The 22,431-nt window shown below is 71.5% G+C and carries 16 protein-coding genes; 6 read left to right on the top strand and 10 right to left on the bottom strand.

Annotated elements, in window-relative coordinates:
• Positions 1 to 62: 62 nt before the first annotated feature.
• From ACWC2B_RS16135 to ACWC2B_RS16145, 3 genes are read right to left on the bottom strand one after another with little or no spacing between them, the layout of a single operon-like run.
• Positions 63 to 1,220, bottom strand: coding sequence for a VWA domain-containing protein (locus ACWC2B_RS16135; RefSeq protein WP_450717083.1), 1,158 nt, complete (start codon positions 1,218 to 1,220; stop codon positions 63 to 65).
• Positions 1,217 to 3,538, bottom strand: coding sequence for a DUF5682 family protein (locus ACWC2B_RS16140; RefSeq protein ID WP_450717084.1), 2,322 nt, complete (start codon positions 3,536 to 3,538; stop codon positions 1,217 to 1,219). The genes ACWC2B_RS16135 and ACWC2B_RS16140 overlap by 4 nt, the downstream gene beginning before the upstream one ends.
• A complete protein-coding gene (locus tag ACWC2B_RS16145) occupies positions 3,535 to 4,671 on the bottom strand; it encodes an ATP-binding protein (RefSeq protein ID WP_450717085.1) in 1,137 nt (378 codons plus the stop codon). The genes ACWC2B_RS16140 and ACWC2B_RS16145 overlap by 4 nt, the downstream gene beginning before the upstream one ends.
• A 138-nt stretch (positions 4,672 to 4,809) precedes the next feature.
• On the opposite strand from ACWC2B_RS16145, the gene ACWC2B_RS16150 reads away from it, so the two are divergent.
• Complete coding sequence (locus ACWC2B_RS16150) at positions 4,810 to 6,165, top strand: SWIM zinc finger family protein (protein WP_450717086.1); 1,356 nt, start codon at positions 4,810 to 4,812, stop codon at positions 6,163 to 6,165.
• Positions 6,166 to 6,541: 376 nt separating this feature from the next.
• On the top strand, positions 6,542 to 8,140 hold the full coding sequence (locus tag ACWC2B_RS16155; RefSeq protein WP_450717087.1) for a DUF5691 domain-containing protein: 1,599 nt from the start codon (positions 6,542 to 6,544) through the stop codon (positions 8,138 to 8,140).
• 401 nt (positions 8,141 to 8,541) lie between these two features.
• On the opposite strand, the gene ACWC2B_RS16160 is transcribed toward ACWC2B_RS16155, so the two are convergent.
• Positions 8,542 to 8,955, bottom strand: a complete 414-nt coding sequence (locus ACWC2B_RS16160; protein WP_189762011.1) for a cobalamin B12-binding domain-containing protein — start codon at positions 8,953 to 8,955, stop codon at positions 8,542 to 8,544.
• 414 nt (positions 8,956 to 9,369) lie between these two features.
• Here ACWC2B_RS16160 and ACWC2B_RS16165 point away from each other — a divergent pair, with 414 nt between their 5' ends.
• Positions 9,370 to 10,164 carry an esterase/lipase family protein gene (locus ACWC2B_RS16165; protein WP_450717088.1) on the top strand — a complete coding sequence of 265 codons (795 nt, stop codon included), beginning with the start codon at positions 9,370 to 9,372 and terminating at the stop codon, positions 10,162 to 10,164.
• Between the two features lie 373 nt (positions 10,165 to 10,537).
• On the top strand, positions 10,538 to 12,193 hold the full coding sequence (locus ACWC2B_RS16170) for a M23 family metallopeptidase (RefSeq protein WP_450717089.1): 1,656 nt from the start codon (positions 10,538 to 10,540) through the stop codon (positions 12,191 to 12,193).
• A 43-nt stretch (positions 12,194 to 12,236) separates the two neighbouring features.
• Here the strand turns inward: ACWC2B_RS16170 and pcrA are convergent, their stop codons facing one another.
• On the bottom strand, positions 12,237 to 14,708 hold the full coding sequence (gene pcrA, locus ACWC2B_RS16175) for a DNA helicase PcrA (RefSeq protein ID WP_450717090.1): 2,472 nt from the start codon (positions 14,706 to 14,708) through the stop codon (positions 12,237 to 12,239).
• A 201-nt stretch (positions 14,709 to 14,909) separates the two neighbouring features.
• Here pcrA and ACWC2B_RS16180 point away from each other — a divergent pair, with 201 nt between their 5' ends.
• Complete coding sequence (locus tag ACWC2B_RS16180; RefSeq protein WP_450717091.1) at positions 14,910 to 16,028, top strand: NlpC/P60 family protein; 1,119 nt, start codon at positions 14,910 to 14,912, stop codon at positions 16,026 to 16,028.
• 19 nt (positions 16,029 to 16,047) lie between these two features.
• On the opposite strand, the gene ACWC2B_RS16185 is transcribed toward ACWC2B_RS16180, so the two are convergent.
• Positions 16,048 to 16,401: a hypothetical protein gene (locus ACWC2B_RS16185; RefSeq protein WP_386039857.1), complete on the bottom strand. Its 354-nt coding sequence runs from the start codon at positions 16,399 to 16,401 to the stop codon at positions 16,048 to 16,050.
• 363 nt (positions 16,402 to 16,764) lie between these two features.
• On the opposite strand from ACWC2B_RS16185, the gene ACWC2B_RS16190 reads away from it, so the two are divergent.
• On the top strand, positions 16,765 to 17,817 hold the full coding sequence (locus tag ACWC2B_RS16190; protein WP_450717092.1) for an NlpC/P60 family protein: 1,053 nt from the start codon (positions 16,765 to 16,767) through the stop codon (positions 17,815 to 17,817).
• A gap of 44 nt (positions 17,818 to 17,861) precedes the next feature.
• Here ACWC2B_RS16190 and ACWC2B_RS16195 read toward each other — a convergent pair whose 3' ends face one another.
• The 4 genes from ACWC2B_RS16195 to ACWC2B_RS16210 form a co-directional block, all read right to left on the bottom strand.
• Positions 17,862 to 18,998 carry an alpha/beta hydrolase gene (locus tag ACWC2B_RS16195; RefSeq protein WP_450717093.1) on the bottom strand — a complete coding sequence of 379 codons (1,137 nt, stop codon included), beginning with the start codon at positions 18,996 to 18,998 and terminating at the stop codon, positions 17,862 to 17,864.
• An 81-nt stretch (positions 18,999 to 19,079) separates the two neighbouring features.
• A complete protein-coding gene (locus ACWC2B_RS16200) occupies positions 19,080 to 20,300 on the bottom strand; it encodes an alpha/beta hydrolase (RefSeq protein WP_450717094.1) in 1,221 nt (406 codons plus the stop codon).
• A 161-nt stretch (positions 20,301 to 20,461) separates the two neighbouring features.
• Positions 20,462 to 21,142, bottom strand: a complete 681-nt coding sequence (locus tag ACWC2B_RS16205) for a LuxR C-terminal-related transcriptional regulator (protein WP_450717095.1) — start codon at positions 21,140 to 21,142, stop codon at positions 20,462 to 20,464.
• Positions 21,139 to 22,419: a PspC domain-containing protein gene (locus ACWC2B_RS16210; RefSeq protein WP_450717096.1), complete on the bottom strand. Its 1,281-nt coding sequence runs from the start codon at positions 22,417 to 22,419 to the stop codon at positions 21,139 to 21,141. The genes ACWC2B_RS16205 and ACWC2B_RS16210 overlap by 4 nt, the downstream gene beginning before the upstream one ends.
• Positions 22,420 to 22,431 lie beyond the last annotated feature (12 nt).

A 22,431-nucleotide genomic window follows, 5' to 3' on the forward strand; every position in this document is an offset into this window, starting at 1 on the left:
CACCTGGGCGGTGATACCTGTCACAGATCACCTGTTCAGGGCGCGTTGCCGTATGACCTCGCTCACGCCTCGGGTATCGGGAGCGGCCGCCGCTCGATCGCCGCGGCCATCACGTCGGGGAACAGGTCCGGAGTGCAGGCGAAGGCCGGGGCGCCCAGGGCCGCGAGGGCCGCGGCGTGCTCGCGGTCGTACGCCGGGGCGCCTTCGTCGGAGAGCGCGAGCAGGGCCACGAACTGCACCCCTGACGCCTTCATCGCGGCGACCCGCTTCAGCATCTCGTCCCGTATCCCGCCCTCGTAGAGATCACTGATGAGCACGACCACGGTGTCGGCAGGACGGGTGATCTGCGACTGGCAGTAGGCGAGCGCCCGGTTGATGTCGGTGCCGCCGCCGAGCTGGGTGCCGAACAGGACGTCGACGGGGTCGTCGAGCTGGTCGGTGAGGTCGACGACGGCGGTGTCGAAGACCACCAGGCGGGTCGCGATCGAGCGCATCGAGGCGAGCACAGCGCCGAAGACCGACGCGTAGACGACAGACGCGGCCATGGAGCCGGACTGGTCGATGCACAGCACGACGTCCTTCTTCACCCCCTGCGCCGCGCGCCCGTGGCCGATGAGCCGCTCGGGCACGATCGTGCCGTGTTCGGGCAGGTAGTTCTTGAGGTTGGCCCGGATGGTGCGGTCCCAGTCGATGTCGCGGTGGCGGGGCCGGCTGGTGCGGGCACTGCGGTCGAGGGCGCCGGTGAGGGTGGCCCGGGTGCGGTCGGCGAGCCGCTTCTCCAGGTCCTCGACGACCTTGCGCACCACGGCGCGGGCGGTTTCCCTCGTGGTCTCGGGCATCGCCTTGTTGAGCGAGAGCAGGGTGCCGACGAGGTGGACGTCGGCCTCGACGGCCTCCAGCATCTCGGGCTCCAGGAGGAGCGTGGCGAGCCCGAGCCGGTCGATGGCGTCGCGCTGCATGACCTGCACGACCGAGCTCGGGAAGTACGTGCGGATGTCGCCGAGCCAGCGCGCGACGGACGGCGCGGACGCCCCGAGCCCGGCGCCGCGGTCCTTGCCCCCGCTCCTGCCGGCGCCGTAGAGCGCGGCGAGCGCGCCGTCCATGGCGGCGTCCTGTCCGGCCAGGGCGCAGCCGGTTCCCTCGGCGCCGGGCTCCCCGCCGAGCACGAGCCGCCAGCGCCGCAGCCGCTCGTCAGCACTTGGTCGCGTGTTGGTCGTCAATTCCCCACCCCCGCAAGGTAGTTGGAGTCGTCGAGGTCGCCACTTCCGGCAAAGCTGTCCAATCCGTCGGAGTCTTGGGAGTCGGACCGCCCCAGCAGAAGGGCGGTCAGCGGGAGTACGGCGTCGGCGCGCGCGGCATCGAGCCCGGCCCCGAATCCGGGCACGGCGGTGTCCCCGGCTCCGGTCCTCGGGGCGGGGCCGCGCCGCACCAGCTCCCCGAGCGTGCGGCGCACCCCCGCTTCGTAGGCGGCGAACGTCCTGCGCAGCAGGGGCAGTACGTCGGTGAACGCGTCCGGCGCCACGCCCGTCAGCCAGCCGTCGACCAGGCCGAGCAGCCGCTCGTCGTGCACCAGGAGCATGCCGCCGCCCGAGGCCCCGCCGACGAAGCCCTCGATCCAGGCGGCCGCGTCGGCGGGTGGCGTGCCCGGGGAGAGCGCGAGCCCCATGTGTCGGGCGGCGTCCTCGCTCTCGATCCGCCCGTCGTCGAGCAGCAGCCGCACCGCCCGGCCGCGGATGATCCCGGGGACGGTGTCGCGCGAGGCGAGCCGGGCGAGCACGGTGGCCCAGCGCTCGCGGAGCCTCCCGCCGCCGGTGTCCCCCGGTTCCGGCAGGAGGCCTATCGCGGTGTGGACGGCGTCCAGGTGGGTGCGCATCTCGGCGGCGCCGTCCGCGTCCAGGGCGGCGCAGGCGGGCGGCAGGCCGACGCAGATGCGTTCGGCGAGGCCCGCCGCGACCTCGGCGAGCCCTGCGGTCGTGGTGCCGCGCACGTCTCCGTAGCGCAGGGTGCGGGCGAGGGCCGGCAGGGCCTGGGCGAGGTGGGCGACGTCCGTGTCGAGCGCGGCCCGGTCGGCGAGCGCGCGCATCACCACCGGCAGCGCGTCCGGCAGTTCGGCGAGCAGGCAGCGCTCGGCGAGCGCCGTGATGTCCCCCAGGGCGGTCGCCTCAGCCGCCTGAGACTCGGCCTTCGCGGTGGCGGCAGCGAGCACGGTGGTGCCCCACACCCCGGCCTCGGCGACCCGCACCGACAGCTCGGGCTCCCAGCGCAGCCGCCAGCTCTCCCGGAACGTGCCGGTGGAGCGGGCCCGCAGCCGCTCGCCCCATCCGATGCCGAGCAGCCGCAGCCGGTGCAGCAGCCGACTGCGCCCGGCGTCGGTCTCCTTGCGCAGATCGAGCTCCAACTCCCGTTCCAGCGCCTCGGGTTTGAGCCGCAGGCCGCGCTGGGTTCGCACGAGATCGCGCTGAAGAGGCACGGCGGGCGCCGCATCCGGCACCTCGCCGAGCACCTCCCCCACGATCAGCCGCTCCCGGATCAGGCCGAGCGGCACGTCGGAGCCCTCGCACATCACGGCCCGTACGGCGTCGGTGGTCTCGGCGAGGCCGGGCAGCGGGCGGCCGCGCATCGCGGCGAGCGTCCCGGCGAGCCGGACGGCCTCGATGACATGGGCGGAGGAGACCTGGTGGTCCTCCTCGCGGAGCAGCCCGGCCACCTTCGTCATCCAGCGCTCGATGGGCCGGTCGGGGGCGCTGAACAGGTGCCCGTACCAGCCGGGCGAGTCGATCCCCGCGCCGTAGCCGCTGCGCCGGGCGAGCCTGCGGTGCGTCCAGGGCACCCAGGTCAGCTCGGCCTTGACCCTGGGCAGCCCCTTGAGCAGGGCGCGGTCCGCGGCCACGGTGAACTTCCCGGCGAGCGCGGGCACGTGCCAGGCCCCGCAGACGACGGCGACCTCCTCCCCGAACTCCCGCGCAGCGGCCCGCAGTTGCTGCCGCATGAAGGCCTCGCGGACGACATCCCTCGTATGACCACCATCGCCGTACGTCTCGCGCAGTACGGCCATGGCCTCGCCGAGCGCGGCGAACGGCGCCCGGGGGTCCGCCACGGCGTCCCGGTGCTCGACGACGTCCTCCCACCAGCGCTCGGGGTCGTCGTACCCGGCGGCCTCGGCAAGGGCACCGATGGGATCGACCCGAGGCTCGCCCCCTTCCTCCGCCTCCTCCCCCACCGCGAGCGAATGAGAGGCGGGCAGATCAATGAAGCGCACCTGCGCCCCGTGTTCCAGACCCCACCGGATCGCCACCCACTCGGGCGAGAACTCGGCCATCGGCCAGAACGCGGCCCGCCCGGGGTCGTCCACGACGTGGGCGAGCAGAGCGACCGGCGGCCGCATGGCCTCGTCGGCGGCGAGGGCCAAAAGAGCATCACCCTCGGGCGGCCCCTCGATGAGTACGGCCCGCGGCCGTGCCGCCTCCAGCGCGGCCCGCACCGCACGCGCCGACCCGGGCCCGTGGTGACGCACCCCGAGCAGCAGGGGCCCTGTCATACGGACACCTCACGGCAGGCGCGGTAGAAGTCCTTCCAGCCGTCCCGTTCGCGGACCACCGTCTCCAGGTACTCCTGCCAGATGACCCGGTCCGCCGCCGGGTCGCGCACGACCGCGCCGAGGATGCCGGCGGCCACGTCGCCCGCCCTGAGCACGCCGTCGCCGAAGTGGGCGGCGAGCGCGAGACCGCCGGTCACCACGGAGATGGCCTCGGCCGTGGAGAGCGTCCCGGAAGGAGATTTGAGCTTCGTGCGGCCGTCAACGGTGACCCCGTCCCGCAGTTCGCGAAAGACAGTGACAACCCGATGGATCTCCGCGATCCCCTCGGGCACGGAGGGCAGATCGAGCGAGCGGCCGAGCTGGTCGACCCGGCGCGAGACGATGTCGACCTCGGCGTCCGCGGTGGCGGGCAGCGGAAGGACCACCGTGTTGAAGCGCCGTCGCAAGGCACTGGACAGCTCGTTCACGCCGCGGTCGCGGTCATTGGCGGTGGCGATCAGGTTGAAGCCCCGTACGGCCTGGGTCTCGGCGCCCAACTCCGGGATGGGCAGCGTCTTTTCGGACAGGATCGTGATCAGCGTGTCCTGTACGTCGGCGGGGATGCGGGTCAGCTCCTCGACGCGCGCGGTCATGCCCTGCGCCATCGCCCGCATGACCGGACTGGGCACGAGCGCGTCGCGGCTCGGCCCGTGGGCCAGCAGCTGCGCGTAGTTCCAGCCGTAGCGAATGGCCTCCTCCGGTGTGCCGGCGGTGCCCTGCACGAGCAGCGTGGAGTCACCGCTGACGGCGGCCGCGAGGTGCTCCGACACCCAGGTCTTGGCGGTGCCGGGGACACCGAGCAGGAGCAGCGCGCGGTCGGTGGCGAGGGTGGTGACGGCGACCTCGACGATGCGGCGCGGGCCCACGTACTTCGGCGTGATGACGGTGCCATCAGTCAGAGTGCCGCCGAGCAGATAGGTGGCGACGGCCCACGGCGAGAGCCGCCAACACACCGGCCGCGGACGGTCGTCGACCGCGGCGAGCGCCGCGAGCTCCCCCGCGAAGGCGTGCTCGGCATGCGGCCGCAAGGCCTCCTCCGTCGTTGCCTCCGCGCGGGACCGAGTGTTCGCGGACTCGATTTCGGACACGGTCATGGCTCCCCCTCCAGATCGTTCGAGACGTTCGACCGGCTTGTGGTCACAACCGTGCACCAAGCCACTGACAATCACTCATCGGCGCGAGATCGTCGCAGGTCAGAGCGATTGTCAGTGGTCGCCCGTACCTTCGGAGACATGACTCAGCAGGGGGTGCGCTGGACGTCGGAGCAGGTGCTCGCACTGGCACCTGACGATGCGTCACGCAAGGCGGGAAGCAGGCTCGGCGCGGCAGGGCCGTGGCCGGAGAGCGGGTGCGACGACTCGGGGGCGGTATGGGGACTGTGCAAGGGCAGCGGCAGCAAGCCGTACCAGACAGTGATCGACACAAGTGGCCCCGGATACAAGTGCAGTTGCCCGAGCCGGAAGTTCCCGTGCAAACACGCGATAGGCCTATTGCTCCTCTGGTCGGCAAACGAACAACCAATGCCGAACGCAACGGCGCCGGACTGGGCGGAGCAGTGGCTGAAGGCAAGAAGAGGCCGAGCGGTTCCAGCTCCAACAGACCACGTGCACAACCAAGTTGACGCGGAGGCGGCCAAACGCAGAGCCGATGCCAACCGCAGAGCGGAGAAGAGGGCGGAGCGGATCACGGCGGGGGCCACAGAGCTGGAGCAGCGCCTGGCGGATCTGCTGAGCGGCGGCCTTGCGGCGGCAGAGAGCCCCGGGTACGGCCTGTGGGAGGAGACGGCCGCCCGCATGGTCGACGCCCAGGCGCCCGGACTGGCCTCGCGGGTACGCGAGTTGGGTGCGATACCGGGCTCGGGCCCGGGCTGGCCGATGCGCCTGCTCGAAGAGTGCGCACTCCTGCACCTCCTGGACCGCGCCTGGCTCGTCCGGGACGCACTGCCGACCCCTCTGGCCGCGACGGTGCGCTCGCGCATAGGAGTGCCCGTCGCCCCACAGGGCCCGGCGATCCGCGACACGTGGCACGTACTCGCCCAGTACGACACGACCGACGCGAAGCTGACGACGCGCCGGATCTGGCTGTACGGGAGGGAGTCGGGCCGCTCGGCCCTGATTCTGGACTTCGGCGCGGCGGGCCGAGCCCCCGGGATCGCCCTGCCGGTCGGCCTGTCGATCGACGCCGGCCTGACGCCGTATCCGGGCGCGGGCCAGCTGAGGGCGGCGCTGGGCGAGCGGTACGGCACCCCGGCCACACCCGGCGGCCCGCCCCCGGGCGGCACGGTGACCGAGGCGGTCGAGCGCTACGGCCGAGCACTCCTGAACGACCCGTGGCTGGACTCGTACCCGGTGACCCTGACCGGGGCGATACCCATCCCGCCGAAGAATGACGAAGCCAACTGGCAACTGGCAGACGCCGAGGGCAAGTTGGCCCTCCCGGTGACGCCGGGCGCGGCAGCCCGCCCCGGCCTGTGGAAGCTGGTGGCCGTGTCCGGAGGGGCCCCGACAACGGTCTTCGGCGAATGCGGCCACAGAGGCTTCACCCCGCTGGCGGCGTGGCCCGAGGGGGAGATGGTGCCGTTGACGTAAGGAGCTAGGGCTTTGCCCGTCATGCGAGCCAGTGCCTGGACAGTAATCGAGGGATTACGGGCGGGCGCGTGTCCGACCGGGTGGGGACGTGGCGGGGTGCCCCGCAAGGAGGAGCGCTGGTTCCGGGTTCCTTTTCGGTGGGCCGCACTGCGCGACGTATGAGGAGGTACCCCGCCGCGTTCCCGCCCCCACTCCCCGACAGTGCGCTCCGTACCGCAGAGGCCACAGCCCCGGCCCGCGACATTGGCCCGCACGGCCGACCGCAGGGCGGCGTACCACCCACCGGCGGAGGGGAAGCCCAACCGCGCCTCAGGCACCTCGACGAGGCGAAAGCAAGCGAACCGAAGCAGCCAGGCAAAGGAAGGAAGGGACCTAAATGTCCGGCACCACCAGCGCGGCCGCTGTGCGTTCCGGCTCATGGGAAGAGCTCGTGACCTCGGCGCTGCTGGGGACAGACAGACGGCCGGCGGCCGGCAAGCCGGGGGAACTTCTCGATGCCGCCGCGACGCAGACGTTGCGACGCAGGGCGGGGCTGGTTCCGGCGGCCGCGGGAGAGCGCCCGAAGGCGGCGCCGCCGGATGAGCGGCCCGCGCTGCCGGAGGCGGCCCGGCGGCGGCTGGCGATGCTGCTGGCCGACCGTTCGGCGCCCGCGCATGCCGGGGGCCGGCGTGGGAGTGCGCCGGATCTGGGCGAGCTGCTTCCGCAGTGGCTGGCCATCGCCAACGAGCGGGGCCTGCGCGCACCGGCCGCGCTGCTGCCCACGCTGCTCGACGCGGCCCGGGCCCGCACCGATCTGCGCCCCCAGGCCCTGACCTTCGCGGGCCCGCGCGGGCTGTGGCTGGCCCGCCTCAACCCGGAGTGGCGCTTCGCACTGCGGGGCGCGTCGGGCAGCGCGACGCTGCCTGATCCGGGGGACGCCGAATCCGTACGACTCCTGTGGGACGAGGGCCTGTTCGCTGAGCGGGTGGCGCTGCTGGGAGCGGTACGGGCGTACGACGCGGAGGCGGGGCGGGCGTTGCTCGCCGCGACCTGGGCGACGGAGCGGGCCGAGGACCGGCTGATGTTCCTGGATTCGCTGCGGGAGGGGCTCTCGGCGGCGGACGAACCGTTCTTGGAGCGGGCGTTGGCCGACCGGAGCCGCAATGTGCGGTCGACGGCGGCGGAGTTGCTCTCCGCGCTGCCGGGTTCGGCGCTGGCGGGGCGGATGGCGCAGCGGGCGACGACCTGCGTGTCCCTGGACCGGACCGGCGAGGGGCCGCTGATCTCGGTGGAGGCGCCGCACGAGTGCGATGCGGCGATGCAGCGGGACGGGGTCGCGCCGAGGCCTCCGGCCGGGCGGGGTGAACGGTCGTGGTGGCTGGGCCAGTTGGTGGAGTCGGCCCCGCTGGACACGTGGCGGGCGCGGCTGGGCGGGCGGACGGCCCGAGACATCGTGGTGCTGCCCGTGGCGGACGGCTGGCGGGACGAACTGCACGCCGCGTGGTGCAGGGCGGCGGTGCGGCAGCGCGATGCGGAGTGGTCGCGTGCGCTGCTCGGCACCCCGTCGGCCCCGCCCGGCGAGGGCTCGGGCACGGCGTCGTTGGCCGAGCGGGCCAAGCTGCTGTCCATCCTCGCGGAGGGGGAACGGGCGGACTGGGTGGCCCGGTTCATATCCGCGCACGGCCTGTCGGAGGCGTTCCAGTTGCTCGGGGTCTGTGTGGTGCCGTGGGCCGGGGCGTTGGGGCGGGCGGTGGTGGACGCGCTGGAAATCGCCCGGGACGCGGGCAGCTACCCGTGGAGTTTCAGCGGGGTGATGGGCCTGGCCGAACGCTGCCTCGACCCTTCGGAGGCGGCTCGGCTGGAGGCGCTTACCGCTACGCCGCCGGAGGAGGAGGGGGCGTCGCCGGGGGCCGGGGGGTACTGGGCGGAGGCGTTCCAGCGGCTGGTGGCGACGTTGCGGTTGCGCGCGGCGATGCGGGAGGAACTGCTGGGGTAGCGCCCCTCGGCGTGCCGCCGAGCCCTGCGAACCGAGGTCCCGGGGCCCGCTTCCGGCCCGGCGGGGTGCCGCCGACTGCGGGCCGCGCGTGGCTGCTCGGGCAGTTCCCCGCACCCCTTGCCGGATGCGGTGCGGGTATCCCCGGACGGCGCCCCGCCCCCGACGCCCTTGGTCTGCGGACCATGCGTGGCTGGTCGCGCAGTTCCCCGCGCCCCTGGCAGGACTGGTGTCGGCCAGTACCGGCATCTTCAGCCCGTCCGGCGTTTGAGGACGAGCGCCTTTAAGGCGCGAACGGGGTCTGGGGCGGAGCCCCAGGACGACCTCCGGGCCGCAGCCGAATGACAACCCCCGGAGGGCCTCGGGAAGGGGCGGGGTGGGGAAAGGGCCCCCGGGGTCAGCCGCTACGCCCCCGCCGGCTGCCGCACATTCGCGTTGACCCACGTCACGATCGACGCCGTAGTCGCCCCCGGCGTGAAGATCTCCGCCACCCCGAGCTCCTTCAGCGGCGGAATGTCCGCCTCGGGAATGATGCCGCCGCCGAAGACCTTGATGTCCTCCGCGTCGCGCTCCTTCAAAAGCTCCAGCACCTTCGCGAACAGCGTGTTGTGCGCACCGGAGAGGATCGAGAGGCCGATGGCGTCGGCGTCCTCCTGGATCGCGGTGTCGACGATCTGCTCGGGCGTCTGGTGCAGCCCGGTGTAGATGACCTCCATGCCGGCGTCACGCAGCGCCCGCGCGATGACCTTGGCCCCGCGATCGTGACCGTCGAGCCCCGGCTTGGCCACCACCACGCGGATCGGACCAGTTACACCCATCACTGCCTCCACATGTCCCACCTGCGCACCCCCGTGCCGAAAGGCCGGGGAAGTGAACGAACGTTATCGACAGCATCCCGCAACCCGCCGTTTCACGGTGGAGAGGGAGGGGGAAATCACACGTGGGACACGTTCGTTTTGCACCGTACCCGCATCAGTCGGCCCACCGGCACCAGCCGGAGGGCGGTCGCGAAGGGGTGGGCGCGGTAGCAAGGGGAGCCGCTACGAAGGCGCCGCACCACCGTGCTGTCAGCCGCGCAGCACGGTGGTCCGGCCTCTCGTATTTCGGGGCCGGCTCGGGCGGGGGGCCTTCAAAGGCGGAGCCCCATGAGGGCATACGGGGGACGGAGCGGCCTCTCGTCTGCCATTCGGGAGGTCGCCGCCGTGCAGGTCTTTTCGTTACTGCCGCTGTGTATGCGCCGGGCGTGGCTGTCGGCGGCACTGATCAGGGCCACCGCGCTGGATCTGGCCGTGCTGGCAGGGCACCTGCTCCTGTACCCCTCCGGCCTGACCCCCGAGCGGCATCCCGAGCCCGACCCGGCCGCCGCGTCGCAGTTGCCGACCGCCGGCCGCTCGCACCCGCCCGTGGTCCTGCTGCACGGCTTCATCGACAACCGGTCCGTGTTCGTACTGCTGCGCCGCTCGCTGACCCGGCACGGCTGGCGGCATCTCGAATCGCTGAACTACTCGCCGCTGACCGTCGACATCAGGGTCGCCGCCGAGCTGCTGGGCCGCCATGTCGAGGAGATCTGCGCCCGCACGGGCCATCGCGAGGTGGACATAGTGGGGCACAGCCTGGGCGGCCTGATAGCCCGCTACTACGTGCAGCGCCTGGGCGGCGACCTCAGGGTCCGTACGCTCGTCACGCTGGGCACCCCGCATTCCGGCACCCGCTCGGCACAGCTCGCGAACGCCCATCCGATCGTGCGGCAGATGTGCCCCGGCTCGGAACTCGTCGAGGAGCTGCGCAGGCCGGCGCCCGGGATCCGTACCCGGTTCGTGAGTTTCTGGAGCGACCTCGACACACTGATGATTCCGGTGGAGACGGCCCGTATCGACCACCCGGATCTGCTCGCGCAGAACGTCAGGGTGACGGGGATCGGTCATCTGGCCATGCCGGTCCACCCGGCAGTCGCTGCGGGGGTGCGGCAGGCACTGACCGCGGGGGAACCGGAGGCCGCCGCCCAGGACGCGTTCTCGGTGGCCTGAGCGGAGGGCTTGAACGGAGGGCCTCAGCGGGACGCGCCCGGAGCCGAAGCAGCGCCCGGCCGACAAAGCCACGCGCCACTGGTCGCCCCCCTTCTAGGCCACCCCCTCCCATGGCTTGATTCAGTCCCCCGCCCACCCCAGCAGAAACGCATCCGCACCCCGCCCCCCATCGAACGAACCTCGAACGCACGGCCAAAGCTCTGCCCGTAGTCCGCCGAAAGGCGGCTGATTGCCCGTTTCCCGTAACCAAGAAACCTGCCGAAGATTGTCGCTCTCGCGTACCGCCGGGTACAGTCACGCCACTGCTGTCCCGGGCCCCCCGCCCCGTCGGGACCCGGCCGCAGGTTCTGTTGCCGAGGCGAGAGAGAAGTTGGTGACTGACCAGCACGCCCACGCCGGGTACGTCGGGCACGACGGTTACCTCAGCGGCAGCAGTGGCCATGACGGCAACGACGCCCGCTCCCACAGCACCGGAAGCTTCGACGCCGACCCGCTCTTCGGCTCGATGCAGGGTGGTTACGCCGGCCAGAACGGCCACGCGGCAGGACAGACAGGCCAGTTCGACACGGGCGCCGCCGCCTTCGCCTCCCCGTACGACACCACCGGCCAGTGGACGGTTCCGCACCAGGCGACGGCGTACGAACCGGACGGCGCGACGGGCACCGCATTCGACACCGGCACATACGGCACCGGCACGTACGACACCGGCGCCTTCCACACCAGCTCCTTCAACACCGGCCAGTTCGAGACCGGCACGTTCACCACCCCGGTCTTTCCCACCCAGAGTTCCGGGACCGGCACCTTCCACACGGGCGCCTTCACGACGAGCGGCTTCGACACGGGCTCCTTCGACGCGACGGGTCAGTGGGACGCCAACGCGTGGCACGAGGCGCAGGGCACCGGTCAGTACGACAACAGCGCGTTCACCTCCGCGTACGACACCACGGGCCAGTGGGCCGTGCCCGGCACACAGTCCGAGACCGGCACGTACGACGCGACCGCGTGGAACGCGACGGCGACGGCGACAGCGGCCACGACGACGATGCCCGCTCAGCCCGAGCCTCAACTTCCTTATGAGACAGCCGAGTTCCCACAGATGGAGCTCGCGGATGAGCCTGCGAACGAGCTCGCGGATGAGTTCCCGGACGTGCTCTCAGATGTGAACGCGGACGCGTTCGTGTACGGATCCGACCTCGATCCCGGCTCCGACTTGGAGCCCACCGCTCCCGATCTGCCCGGCCCGGTCGTCCCCGGTTCACGCGCCGAAGCCCGGCGCAACGCCGGTGCAGGCCGTCGGCGGCGTAGCCCCGCCAAGCGTTCGGCGCTGCTGACCGTCGCGGTGCCGTCCGTGTGCGTGATGGGGGTCGCGGGTGTCGCGGTCGCCTCCGTCAGCGGGCTCACCGGCGGCAAGGACGACGGAGCCACTGTGACGGCCGCGTCCGACCCCGCGTCGGTCAAGCCGGTCGCCGCCAACACCCAGCTGGACACGCAGCTCGCCAACCTCAGCGCCGACGCGAACAACTTCGCCGACCGGGCCAGCCGGACGCAGGAACGTATCGACCTCAAGGCCCGCCAGGACGCGGAGAAGAAGAAAAAGGAGGACGCGGCCGCCGCCAAGGAGGCCGCGCGCCCCAAGTTCGTCCTGCCGGTGACGCAGAAGGGCCTCAGCGCGTACTACGGGCAGGCAGGCGTCAACTGGATGTCGGTGCACACCGGCATCGACTTCCCGGTCTCGTACGGCACTCCGGTGATGTCGGCGATCGACGGCACGGTCCGCACGCAGTGGAACAGCGCCTACGGAAACATGGCCATAGTGACCGCTGCCGACGGCACCGAGACCTGGTACTGCCACCTGTCCAGCACCAAGATCCGCTCGGGTCCGGTGAAGGCCGGCGACGTCATCGCGTACTCGGGGAACTCCGGCAACTCCACCGGGCCGCACCTCCACTTCGAGGTACGGCCGGGCGGCGGCTCGTCGATAGACCCCCTGCCGTGGCTGCGCAGCCACGGCCTGGACCCGACGACGTAACCAAAAGCCCGGTCGAGCAAAAGCCCGGTCAGAGCAAACTCGATCAGAGCTTCTCCACCGGCGCGTACCGCAACAGCAGCTTCTTCGGGCGTTCGTCGCCGAAGTCGATCGTGGCCTGGGCGTCCGAGCCCGAGCCGGTCACCGTCATCACGGTGCCCAGGCCGAACTGGTCGTGCGTGACGCGGTCGCCGACCGACAGGGCGATCACCGGCTTGTCGTTGCCGCGCCGCGTCGCGAAGCCCGAGGGGCCCGCCTTGGAGCGCGACGAGGACAGCGAGTTGCCGATTCCGCCGCCGAGCGACTTGCCCGACATCGGGCCGGCCGGCGCTGCCATCGGCCCTGTCCGCTTCCACTCCAGGTGCTGGACCGGGATCTCCTCCAGGAAGCGCGAGGCCGGGTTGTACGAGGGCTGGCCCCAGGCGCTGCGCATCGAGGAGCGGGTCAGGTACAGCCGCTCGCGGGCGCGCGTGATGCCGACGTAGGCGAGGCGGCGCTCCTCCTCCAGCTCCTTGACCTGGCCGAGCGCCCGCATGTGCGGGAAGACGCCGTCCTCCATGCCGGTGAGGAACACGACGGGGAATTCGAGGCCCTTGGCGGTGTGCAGGGTCATCAGGGTGATGACGCCCGAGCCGTCCTCGTCCTCGTCGGGGATCTGGTCGGAGTCGGCGACCAGGGCGACCCTCTCCAGGAACTCGGCGAGCGTGCCCGCGCCCGCCCCTTCCCCGCCGTCGGCCTCCCTGCGCTCCTGCTCGAACTCCAGGGCCACGGCGGCCAGTTCCTGGAGGTTCTCGATGCGGGTCTCGTCCTGCGGGTCGGTGGAGGCCTGCAACTCGGCGAGGTAGCCGGTCCGTTCGAGGACCGCTTCGAGGACGACCGCCGGTCCCGCGCCGGAGTCGACGATCGTGCGGAGCTCCTCCATCAGCGCGTTGAAGCGCTTGACGGCGTTGGCCGAGCGGGCGGCCATGCCGTACGCCTCGTCCACGCGGCGCAGCGCCTGCGGGAAGGTGATCTTCTCGCGCAGCGACAGGGCGTCGATCATCGCCTCGGCGCGCTCGCCGATGCCGCGCTTGGGCACGTTGAGGATGCGGCGCAGCGGGACGGTGTCCTCGGCGTTCGACAGGACGCGCAGATAGGCCAGGACGTCCCTGACCTCCTTGCGCTCGTAGAAGCGGACGCCGCCGACGACCTTGTAGGGCAGGCCGACCCGGATGAAGATCTCTTCGAAGACACGGGACTGGGCGTTGGTGCGGTAGAAGACGGCGACGTCGCCCGCCTTGGCCTCGCCCTTGTCGGTGAGCCGGTCGATCTCGTCGGCGACGAACTGCGCCTCGTCGTGCTCGGTGTCGGCGACGTAGCCGGTGATCTGCGCGCCCGGTCCGGCGTCCGTCCACAGGTTCTTCGGACGGCGGCTCTCGTTGCGCTCGATCACCGCGTTGGCGGCGGACAGGATCGTCTGCGTGGAGCGGTAGTTCTGCTCCAGGAGGATCGTCGTCGCGCTCGGGTAGTCCTCCTCGAACTGGAGGATGTTGCGGATCGTCGCGCCGCGGAAGGCGTAGATCGACTGGTCGGCGTCACCCACCACGCACAGCTCGGCGGGGGCCTGCGCCTCGCCGGAGGGGCCCACCAGTTCCCGTACCAGCGTGTACTGGGCGTGGTTGGTGTCCTGGTACTCGTCGACCAGGACGTGCCGGAAGCGCAGCCGGTAGTGCTCGGCCACGTCCGGGAAGGCCTGGAGGAGGTGGACGGTGGTCATGATGATGTCGTCGAAGTCGAGCGCGTTGGCCTCGCGCAGCCTCGCCTGGTACATCGCGTAGGCCTGGGCGAGCGTCTTCTCGAAGCCGTCCGCGGCCTGGCCGGCGAAGGTCTCCTCGTCGATCAGCTCGTTCTTCAGGTTGGACACCTTGGCGCTGAACGACTTCGGCGGGAACTTCTTCGGGTCCAGGTCGAGGTCGCGGCAGACCAGCGCCATCAGGCGCTTGGAGTCGGCCGCGTCGTAGATCGAGAACGATGAGGTGAAGCCGAGCCTCTTCGACTCGCGGCGCAGGATACGTACGCAGGCGCTGTGGAACGTCATGACCCACATCGCGTTGGCGCGCGGGCCGACCAGCTGCTCGACGCGCTCCTTCATCTCGCCCGCGGCCTTGTTGGTGAAAGTGATCGCGAGGATCTGGCCGGGGTGCACCCCGCGGGTCGCGAGGAGGTGGGCGATGCGGTGCGTGAGCACGCGGGTCTTGCCGGAGCCGGCGCCGGCCACGATGAGCAGCGGCGAACCCGCGTGCACCACGGCGGCGCGCTGCTGTTCGTTCAGCCCTTCCAGGAGGGCCGCCGCGGCGATCGCCGGGCGCGGGGCGCCGCCGCGGTAGTACGCGTCACGGTCCGCGGGCGCGTCGAATCGGCCGCCGAACAGGTCGTCCGGCACCGGCTCGGGTGCGTGCGACTCCTCGGGCGGCGGCGGGTGCTCCTCCTCGGAGGGCTGGAGGTCCGCCAGGAAGCTGTCGTCAAAGAGGCTGCTCATCGTCTCCCGAGTCTAGGCCGCCCCTCTGACAGTCCGCCGCCGCCTTCGGAGAGACCGGCCACGACTACGCACCGTGAAGGTCACGGGAATGTATCGGGCCTGTCGGACATCAACCTTCCCAGAGCCCACGGGAGTTGGCTAGCGTGCCGCAGCAGCCGGGGAACGCCCCCGTCCGGAACGATCCGGAAGGAGGTGTCGGCCTTGCCCTCACACCGCAAGCCGCGCACCCGAATAAGCACCACCGGTCCCGCCCTCGGCGTGACGACGGCCGCGCTCGCCTCGGTGTCCCTGCTCGCGCAGAGCGCGGACGCCGCGCCCGCCGCGCCGAAGCCGAGCATCGAAGAGGTACAGAAGAAGGTCGACGCCCTCTACCGGCAGGCGGATCTCGCCACGCAGAGGTACGACGCGGCCAAGGAGGCCACCACCACCCGGCGTGCCCAGGTCGACGCGCTGCTCGACCAGGTGGCGGCCGGCACGGCGAAGCTGAACGACACCCGGCGGGTGATCGGCAGCTATGCGGCGGCGCAGTACCGCGACGGCGGGGTCACCCCCACCATGACGCTGCTGTTCTCGGACGATCCGCAGGCCTTCTTCGACCAGAGCCAGCTGATGGGCCGGCTCTCCGACGAGCAGCAGAAGACTCTGAGTACGTTCGAGACGGAGCGGGCGGCGAACGCGAAGAAGCGGGCCGAGGCGAGCCGGAGCCTGGCCGCGCTGACCGCCTCGCAGCAGACGCTACGGGCGGGCAAGCAGGACGTGCAGACCAAGCTGGCGGCGGCGCGCACCCTGCTGTCGACGCTGACCGCCGAGGAGAAGGCGCGGCTCGCCGCGATCGAGAAGAAGAAGCAGGACGAGGCCAGGCGCAAGGCCGCCGAGCTGGCCGCGCAGCAGGCCGCGCAGCAGGCCGCCGCCAAGGAGAAGCCCGCCCAGCCCGCCGGCCAGGCGCCCTCGTCGCCTTCGGCGCCCGCCGCGACCAAGGCGGCCAAGGCGCTCGCCTTCGCCCGCGCCCAGATGGGCAAGCCGTACGTGTGGGGCGCGACCGGCCCCGCCTCGTACGACTGCTCGGGTCTTACGCAGGCCGCGTGGAAGGCGGCGGGGGTGGATCTGCCGCGCACCACCTGGGACCAGGTGAAGGTGGGCACCCGGGTCGCGACGGCCGATCTGCAACCCGGTGACCTGGTGTTCTTCTACGACGACATCAGCCATGTCGGCATGTACATCGGCAACGGCATGATGATCCACGCGCCGCACTCCGGGGCGTACGTGCGCGAGGAGTCGATCTACTACATGCCGATCTACGGCAGCGTGCGGCCCGCGTAGGCCGCGCGGCCCATGCGGCTCAGGTCCAGAGCAGCGCGATGAAGATGTTCGCGACGGTGAGGCCGCCGACCACGCCGAACGCGGCCTTCTCGACCTTCTCCTCGTCCCGCTTCACATAGACCAGGCCCAGGATCACGATCAGGAACGCGAGCTTCACGCCGAGTTTGACGGTGTTCAGGGTGTGGTCGTCGGCCTGGTTGAGGCCGACCAGGGCGACGCCGGTGACCAGCATGGTCAAGGCGCCGTGCAGCATCGCCGGGACGAAGCGGGCGGTGCCCGCGCTCATCGCCTTCATCTGCGTCAGGAATCCGCCGAGCAGCGAAGCGATGCCGATGATGTGCAGGCCGACGACGACCTTGATGAGTACGTCCATGGGCCGGAGCCTAATTCCCTCGTAGCAGGCGCCGTGCGGCGGGTGGGGCCCAACCGGCACTTCGGTCACAGCAGGCGCGCACCCTGCGGGCCATCGTCCGGACTTCGGTCGAAGTCGGTCGCGCGAACGCCGGAACAGGGCACTTGCCGTCATTACATCTCTCGGCCGTGTCGCCCAGGTTTAGCGTCCTCCCCCAGGTGGCCGACTCCCCACCGCCGCCGCTCCACCGGGCGGCTGTCGGTCACCACCGCCGAAAGATCCGGCGGCGGGCCGCTCCCCCTGTGCGGTCCGTCGTCGGAACGGCTCCCCTCCCCGGAGCCGCAGCGCGGAAGCACTGCCGTACGGAAGGACGTGAAGGCCCTCGTGGCTGCGCACCGAAAGCCCAAGCAGCATCCGCTCACCGGCCCCGCCGCCCGCACCGCCGCGACGCTCGCCCTGGCGTCGGCGGCCACCGCCACTCTCTTCGAGGGTTCCGGGCACGCCGAGCCGAAGCTCACCCCGGCGCAGGTCAAGGCCAAGGTCGACCAGCTGTACCACGACGCGGAGGTCGCGACGGAGGCGTACGACGGGACGAAGGAGAAGGCGGACGCGACCGAGCGTTCGCTGAACGAGCTGCGGGACGAGGCCGCCCGCAAGACCCAGCGGCTCAACACCGCCCGCAACGCGCTGGGTTCGCTGGCGGCCGCCCAGTACCGCAGTGGCTCGGTCGCCCCCGAGCTCCAGCTGATCCTCTCCTCCGACCCGAAGCGCTACCTGGACGACGCCGCGATGGCCGAGCGCGCCGGGGACCGGACGGCGACCGCCGTGTCCGGGGTGCAGAAGCAGCTCGCCGAGCTCGACCGGCTGCACACGGCCGCCGACGGGAAACTCACCGAGCTGCGCGGCCAGCAGTCCACGCTGCGGAAGCAGAAGAGCGACATCCAGTCGAAGATCACCTCGGCCGAGGCGCTGCTCGCCCAGCTCACCGCGCCGGAGCGGGCCGCCTACGACGAGCCCGCCGCGGCCCCCGCCGCCACCCGGGCCAGCCGCTCGGCCGACGCCCCGCGCGCGCCGATCGCGGCCCCCACCGAGCGCGCCGCGGCCGCCGTCTCCTTCGCCTACGGCGCGCTCGGCAAGCCGTACGTGTGGGGCGCGACCGGCCCTTCGTCCTTCGACTGCTCGGGCCTGACCCAGGCCGCGTGGAAGGCGGCGGGGGTGGGTCTGCCGCGTACCACGTATACCCAGATCAACGCGGGCAGCCGGGTGGCGCGTTCCCAACTGGCGCCCGGTGACCTGGTGTTCTTCTACTCCGGAATCAGCCACGTCGGGCTCTACATCGGCGGCGGCCAGATGATCCACGCGCCGCACCCGGGAGCGCCGGTGCGGATCGCGCCGATCGACGAGATGCCGTTCGCGGGGGCCGTCCGGCCCGCGTGACACGTGCGGGCGGTACGCCCACTGACACGTACACTGACGGTGCGTCAGACTCCTTGCCCGGGTTCGACCTTGGCGCCCGCGCCCATCTCCTTGGTGAGCCAGCGGAAGACGTCCGGGACCTGGGTCTTCCACACCGCGCTCGCGTGCCCGCCGCCGTTGAGCTTGACCACGTTCACCACGGTGGGCGCCTTCGCGGCCTTCTTGAGGGCGAGCCCGTCGTTGTAGCCGTCGGTCTGCTCACCGGAGACGAACAGCGAGACGTGCGGCGGGGTCTTGGCGTTCTTGAGGATCCACAGCGGGTTGGTCTCCTCGCGCAGCTTCGGGTTCTTCGCGGTGATGGAGTCCTTTTCGGCCGCCGGGTCGTTGTAGCCGGACAGGTCGACGCCGGCCCGGTAGCGGTCGGGGTGCTCGATGGCGAGCTTGGCGGCGCAGTGGGCGCCCGCCGAGTACCCGGCGACGGCCCAGCCGTCGGCGCCGGTGGCGGCGCGGAAGTTGTCGGCGACCATCTTGCGGACGTCCACGCTCAGCCACGTGTCCGCGTTCACGACGCCGGGCACGTTCGCGCAGCCGGTGTCCTTGCCGTCCAGGAGGGTGGTGCGCGGCGAGACCAGGATGAACGGCGCGACCTCGCCCTTCTCCATCATCGGCGTGAGCTGCTCCTGCGTCTTCAGGGTGCCGAACCAGGCGCCTATCGACCCCGGGTAGCCGGGCAGCAGCTCGACCACGGGGAACGTCTTGTCCTTGTACGCCGGGTCGTTGTACTGCGGCGGCAGCCACACCGCCACATCGCCTTCGACGCCGGAGACCTGCCCCTTGAGCGTGGTCTTCATGACGCCCTTGCCGACCTTGTTGGTGTACGGCTCGAACTTCTGCTTCACCTTGGGGCCGGTGGCCGCGTTCTTGCCGCCGGTGCCGTCGGGGCCGAGGTCGGGGGCGGCGTTCACGTGGTTGCCGCCGCCGAGCAGGTCGTCCCAGGTGTCGTACAGGCCGTTGGCGTTGTTGACGAGGAGGAAGACCACGAGGATCGCGGTGACCTGGGCGAAGCCCAGCATGAGGAGCCGCGAGATCCAGCGCACGAAGGCCGGCCCGCCGATTCTGGTCCACAGGACGAGCGGCAGCAGCAGGGCAGCCGCCGCCGCCAGGATCGCGATCACGAGGAAGGGGGTTCCGGTCAGGCTCATCACGCCCCGCTAGAGGGCCGGCCGCAAACACCAGTTGCCCGTTTTACCAGCGTTTTACCAAAGGGTGACGCCCTGTGCCCTTCACTTCTCACCCCGTACGCCACCGGCGCCGGTGGCCCGCACGGCCGTCCCGTCGCCGCCCCCGCCGACGGGCTTCGGGCCGCCCTTGGCGTCCCTCGTTTCCTTGATGTTCTGTACGCCGCTGACCTGGCCGGACAGCCACCGGAACACCTCCGGCAGGAGCGGCTTCCACACCACGTTCAGATGACCGCCGCCGGTCTTCTGCACCCACACCTCGGTGGGCGCCTTCGCGGCCCGGCGCAGCGCGAGCCCGTCCTCGTAGCCGTCGCCGGGCTGGCCGGTGAGGAAGAGCGAGGTCTTCGGCGGGTGCTTGGCGTGGGTCAGCATCCACAGAGGGTCGGTCTCGCGGCGCAGCACCGGGTCGCCCGCCGTGATCGAGTCGGACTCGGCGGCCGGGTCGTTGTAGCCGGACAGCGAGATGCCCGCCCGGTAGCGGTCGGGGTGCTCGATGGCGAGCTTGGCCGAGCAGTGGGCGCCGGCCGATATCCCGGCGACGGCCCAGCCGGCCCCACCGGTCTCGGCGCGGAAGTTGTCGGTGACCATCTTGCGGACGTCCACGCTCAGCCACGTGTCCGCGTTCACGACGCCCGGCACGTTCGCGCAGCCGGTGTCCCGCCCGGGGAGCAGCGAGGTGCGCGGGGCGACCAGGATGAACGGCTCGACCTCGCCGCCGACCATCAGCGGCCGCAACTGCCCGGTGACGTCGAGGTTGATGAACCAGTCCCTGGCGGAGCCGGGGTAGCCGGGCAGCAACTCGACCACGGGGAACGTCTTGTCCTTGTACGCCGGGTCGTCGTACTGCGGCGGCAGCCACACGTACACCTCGCCGTCCGCCCCCGAGACCCGGCCGGTCAGCTGCGTGACCTGGACGCCGGTGCCCATGTTCGCGTCGTCGACCGGGCTGAAGGCCTGCTTGACGCGCGGTTCCCTGGCGATGCTGCGGCCGCCGGTGCCGTCGGCGCCGAGGTTGGGCGCGGCAGCGACGTGGCTGTCGGTTCCGAGCAGGTCACCCCAGGTGTCGTAGAGGCCGTTCGCGTTGTTGACGGCGACGAACACGACGACGACCGCCGAGGCCTGGGCGACGAGCACCATGAAGAGCCGCACGGCCCCGCGCACCACGACCGGCCCGCCGACCTTGTGCCAGACAAGCATCGGCACCAGAACGGCGAGCGCGGCCACCACGATCGCGGTGACGAAGAAGGGGGTTCCCGTCAGGCTCATCACGTCCGGAAAGAGTGACACGCATGCGTCCGGGTTGCCGGGTTTGCCATGGTTTTACGCAGGTAAAACCGCCGGTCACCTCCGTACGGAGGTCGCCGCTACCCCCCGTACGGAGGGTGCCGGCCCTCGTACGGAGATTGCCGGTCGCCCCGTACGGAGGCTCAGACCAGTCGGCGGGCCGTGGCCCAGCGGGTCAGCTCGTGGCGGTTGGAGAGCTGGAGCTTGCGCAGCACCGCCGAGACGTGCGACTCGACCGTCTTGACGGAGATGAACAGCTGCTTGGCTATCTCCTTGTAGGCGTAGCCCCGGGCGATCAGGCGCAGCACCTCGCGCTCGCGCTGAGTGAGCCGGTCCATGTCCTCGTCGACCGGCGGCGCGTCCGTGGAGGCGAACGCGTCCAGGACGAAGCCCGCCAGGCGCGGCGAGAACACCGCGTCGCCGTCCTGCACCCGGAAGATCGAGTCGACCAGGTCGGTGCCGGTGATGGTCTTGGTGACGTAGCCGCGGGCACCCCCGCGGATCACGCCGATCACGTCCTCCGCCGCGTCCGAGACGGACAGCGCGAGGAAGCGGACCGGGTTCTCGGCGGCCGCCATCATGGCCGCCGAGCGGCGCAGCACCTCGACGCCGCCACCGCCGGGCAGATGGACGTCGAGCAGCACGACCTCCGGGCGGGTCGCGGTGATCACCGTGATCGCCTGGTCGACGTCGGCGGCCTCGCCGACCACCTCGACGCCCGTGGTCTCGGTCTGGCCGATCTCCGCCTGGACTCCGGTGCGGAACATCCGGTGGTCGTCGACGAGGACCACCCTGACGTGGCGGTCTGTCGTTTCCTCGGTCATTCCTCTGCCCTCTCCATCTCCAGCTCGACCTCCGTGCCCCCGCCGGGCACCGAACGCAGCCTGGCAGTACCGCCGTTGCGCTGCATCCGGCCGATGATTGATTCTCGTACGCCCATCCGGTCGGCGGGCACCGCGTCGGGATCGAATCCGGGGCCCCGGTCCCGTACGGAGACGAAGACCGTGCGGCCCTCGACCTCCGCGTACACCTGGACGGCGCCGCCCTCGCCACCGTACTTGGCCGCGTTCACCATCGCCTCGCGTGCGGCCTGCATCTGTGCGGTCAGGCCGTCGTCCAGCGGGCAGTCGCCCACGACGACCACCTCCAGGGGGACGCCGTGCTTGTCCTCGACCTCGGCCGCCGCCTTCTTCACGGCCTCGGCGAGCGTCGTGGGTTCCTCTTCCTTGTCCTTGCCGGTGCCCTCCGGCTTGTACAGCCAGGCGCGCAGTTCGCGCTCCTGCGCGCGGGCCAGGCGCCGCACCTCGCCGACGTTCTCCGCGTTGCGCTGGATCAGCGTCAGGGTGTGCAGCACCGAGTCGTGCACATGGGCCGCCACTTCGGCCCGCTCCTGGGCCCGGATGCGCATCAGGCGCTCCTCGGACAGGTCCTGCGTCATGCGCACCAGGTAGGGCCCGGCGAGCAGCGCGATGCCGGCGAGCACCGCGATCGCCGCCGTCAGTACGTTGCCGAGCTGGGCGGCCGAGCCGTTGACGACGACGAAGCCGGTGAGCCCGGTGCCGACCAGGGCGACCCCGGCGAGCCCTCGGGCGACCGGCAGCCACCGGCTGCGGCGGGCGCCCTCGGTCCAGCGGGCCCGGCGCGTGTTGTCGGCCTGACGCCACACCAGGATGACGCCGACGCCGATCAGGGCGCTGGGGAAGATGTACGGGTTGGCCCAGCCGCCCACGTCCACCTTGGACGCGAAGATCGCGGCGCCGAAGAGCAGCGCGATCAGCGCTACGACCTGCCCCTTGTCGGGTTTGCGCAGCCTGCGCCGGCCGTCCGGGCTGACCTCGAACGCGGAGCGCGGCCCGGCCGTCGTACCCCCGAGGCCCAGCGGCACCACGAACCAGAACACCGCGTAGAGCAGCGCGCCCAGGCCGTTGATCGAAAGCAGCCCGAGGAACACCACCCGCACCCACACCACCGGCAGCCCGAGGTGCCCGGCGAGCCCGCGCGCGACGCCGCCGAGCATCCGCCCCTCGGCGGAGCGGTACAGCTTGCGGACCGGCGCTTCGTCGGCCTCGGTCGGCGACAGGCGGGGGGTGGTGACTGGCATGCCCCGATCGTC

Source organism: Streptomyces sp. NPDC001415 (genome assembly GCF_053597395.1).

Excerpts from the sequence above, each read along its gene's own strand:
- ACWC2B_RS16145 (WP_450717085.1), bottom strand. The coding sequence starts at position 4,671 with ATGACCGTGTCCGAAATCGAGTCCGCGAACACTCGGTCCCGCGCGGAG.
- ACWC2B_RS16160 (WP_189762011.1), bottom strand. The coding sequence starts at position 8,955 with ATGGGTGTAACTGGTCCGATCCGCGTGGTGGTGGCCAAGCCGGGGCTC.
- ACWC2B_RS16140 (WP_450717084.1), bottom strand. The coding sequence starts at position 3,538 with ATGACAGGGCCCCTGCTGCTCGGGGTGCGTCACCACGGGCCCGGGTCG.
- ACWC2B_RS16210 (WP_450717096.1), bottom strand. The coding sequence starts at position 22,419 with ATGCCAGTCACCACCCCCCGCCTGTCGCCGACCGAGGCCGACGAAGCG.
- ACWC2B_RS16185 (WP_386039857.1), bottom strand. The coding sequence starts at position 16,401 with ATGGACGTACTCATCAAGGTCGTCGTCGGCCTGCACATCATCGGCATC.
- pcrA (WP_450717090.1), bottom strand. The coding sequence starts at position 14,708 with ATGAGCAGCCTCTTTGACGACAGCTTCCTGGCGGACCTCCAGCCCTCC.
- ACWC2B_RS16165 (WP_450717088.1), top strand. The coding sequence starts at position 9,370 with ATGCGCCGGGCGTGGCTGTCGGCGGCACTGATCAGGGCCACCGCGCTG.
- ACWC2B_RS16155 (WP_450717087.1), top strand. The coding sequence starts at position 6,542 with ATGTCCGGCACCACCAGCGCGGCCGCTGTGCGTTCCGGCTCATGGGAA.
- ACWC2B_RS16195 (WP_450717093.1), bottom strand. The coding sequence starts at position 18,998 with ATGAGCCTGACCGGAACCCCCTTCCTCGTGATCGCGATCCTGGCGGCG.
- ACWC2B_RS16200 (WP_450717094.1), bottom strand. The coding sequence starts at position 20,300 with ATGAGCCTGACGGGAACCCCCTTCTTCGTCACCGCGATCGTGGTGGCC.
- ACWC2B_RS16150 (WP_450717086.1), top strand. The coding sequence starts at position 4,810 with ATGACTCAGCAGGGGGTGCGCTGGACGTCGGAGCAGGTGCTCGCACTG.
- ACWC2B_RS16205 (WP_450717095.1), bottom strand. The coding sequence starts at position 21,142 with ATGACCGAGGAAACGACAGACCGCCACGTCAGGGTGGTCCTCGTCGAC.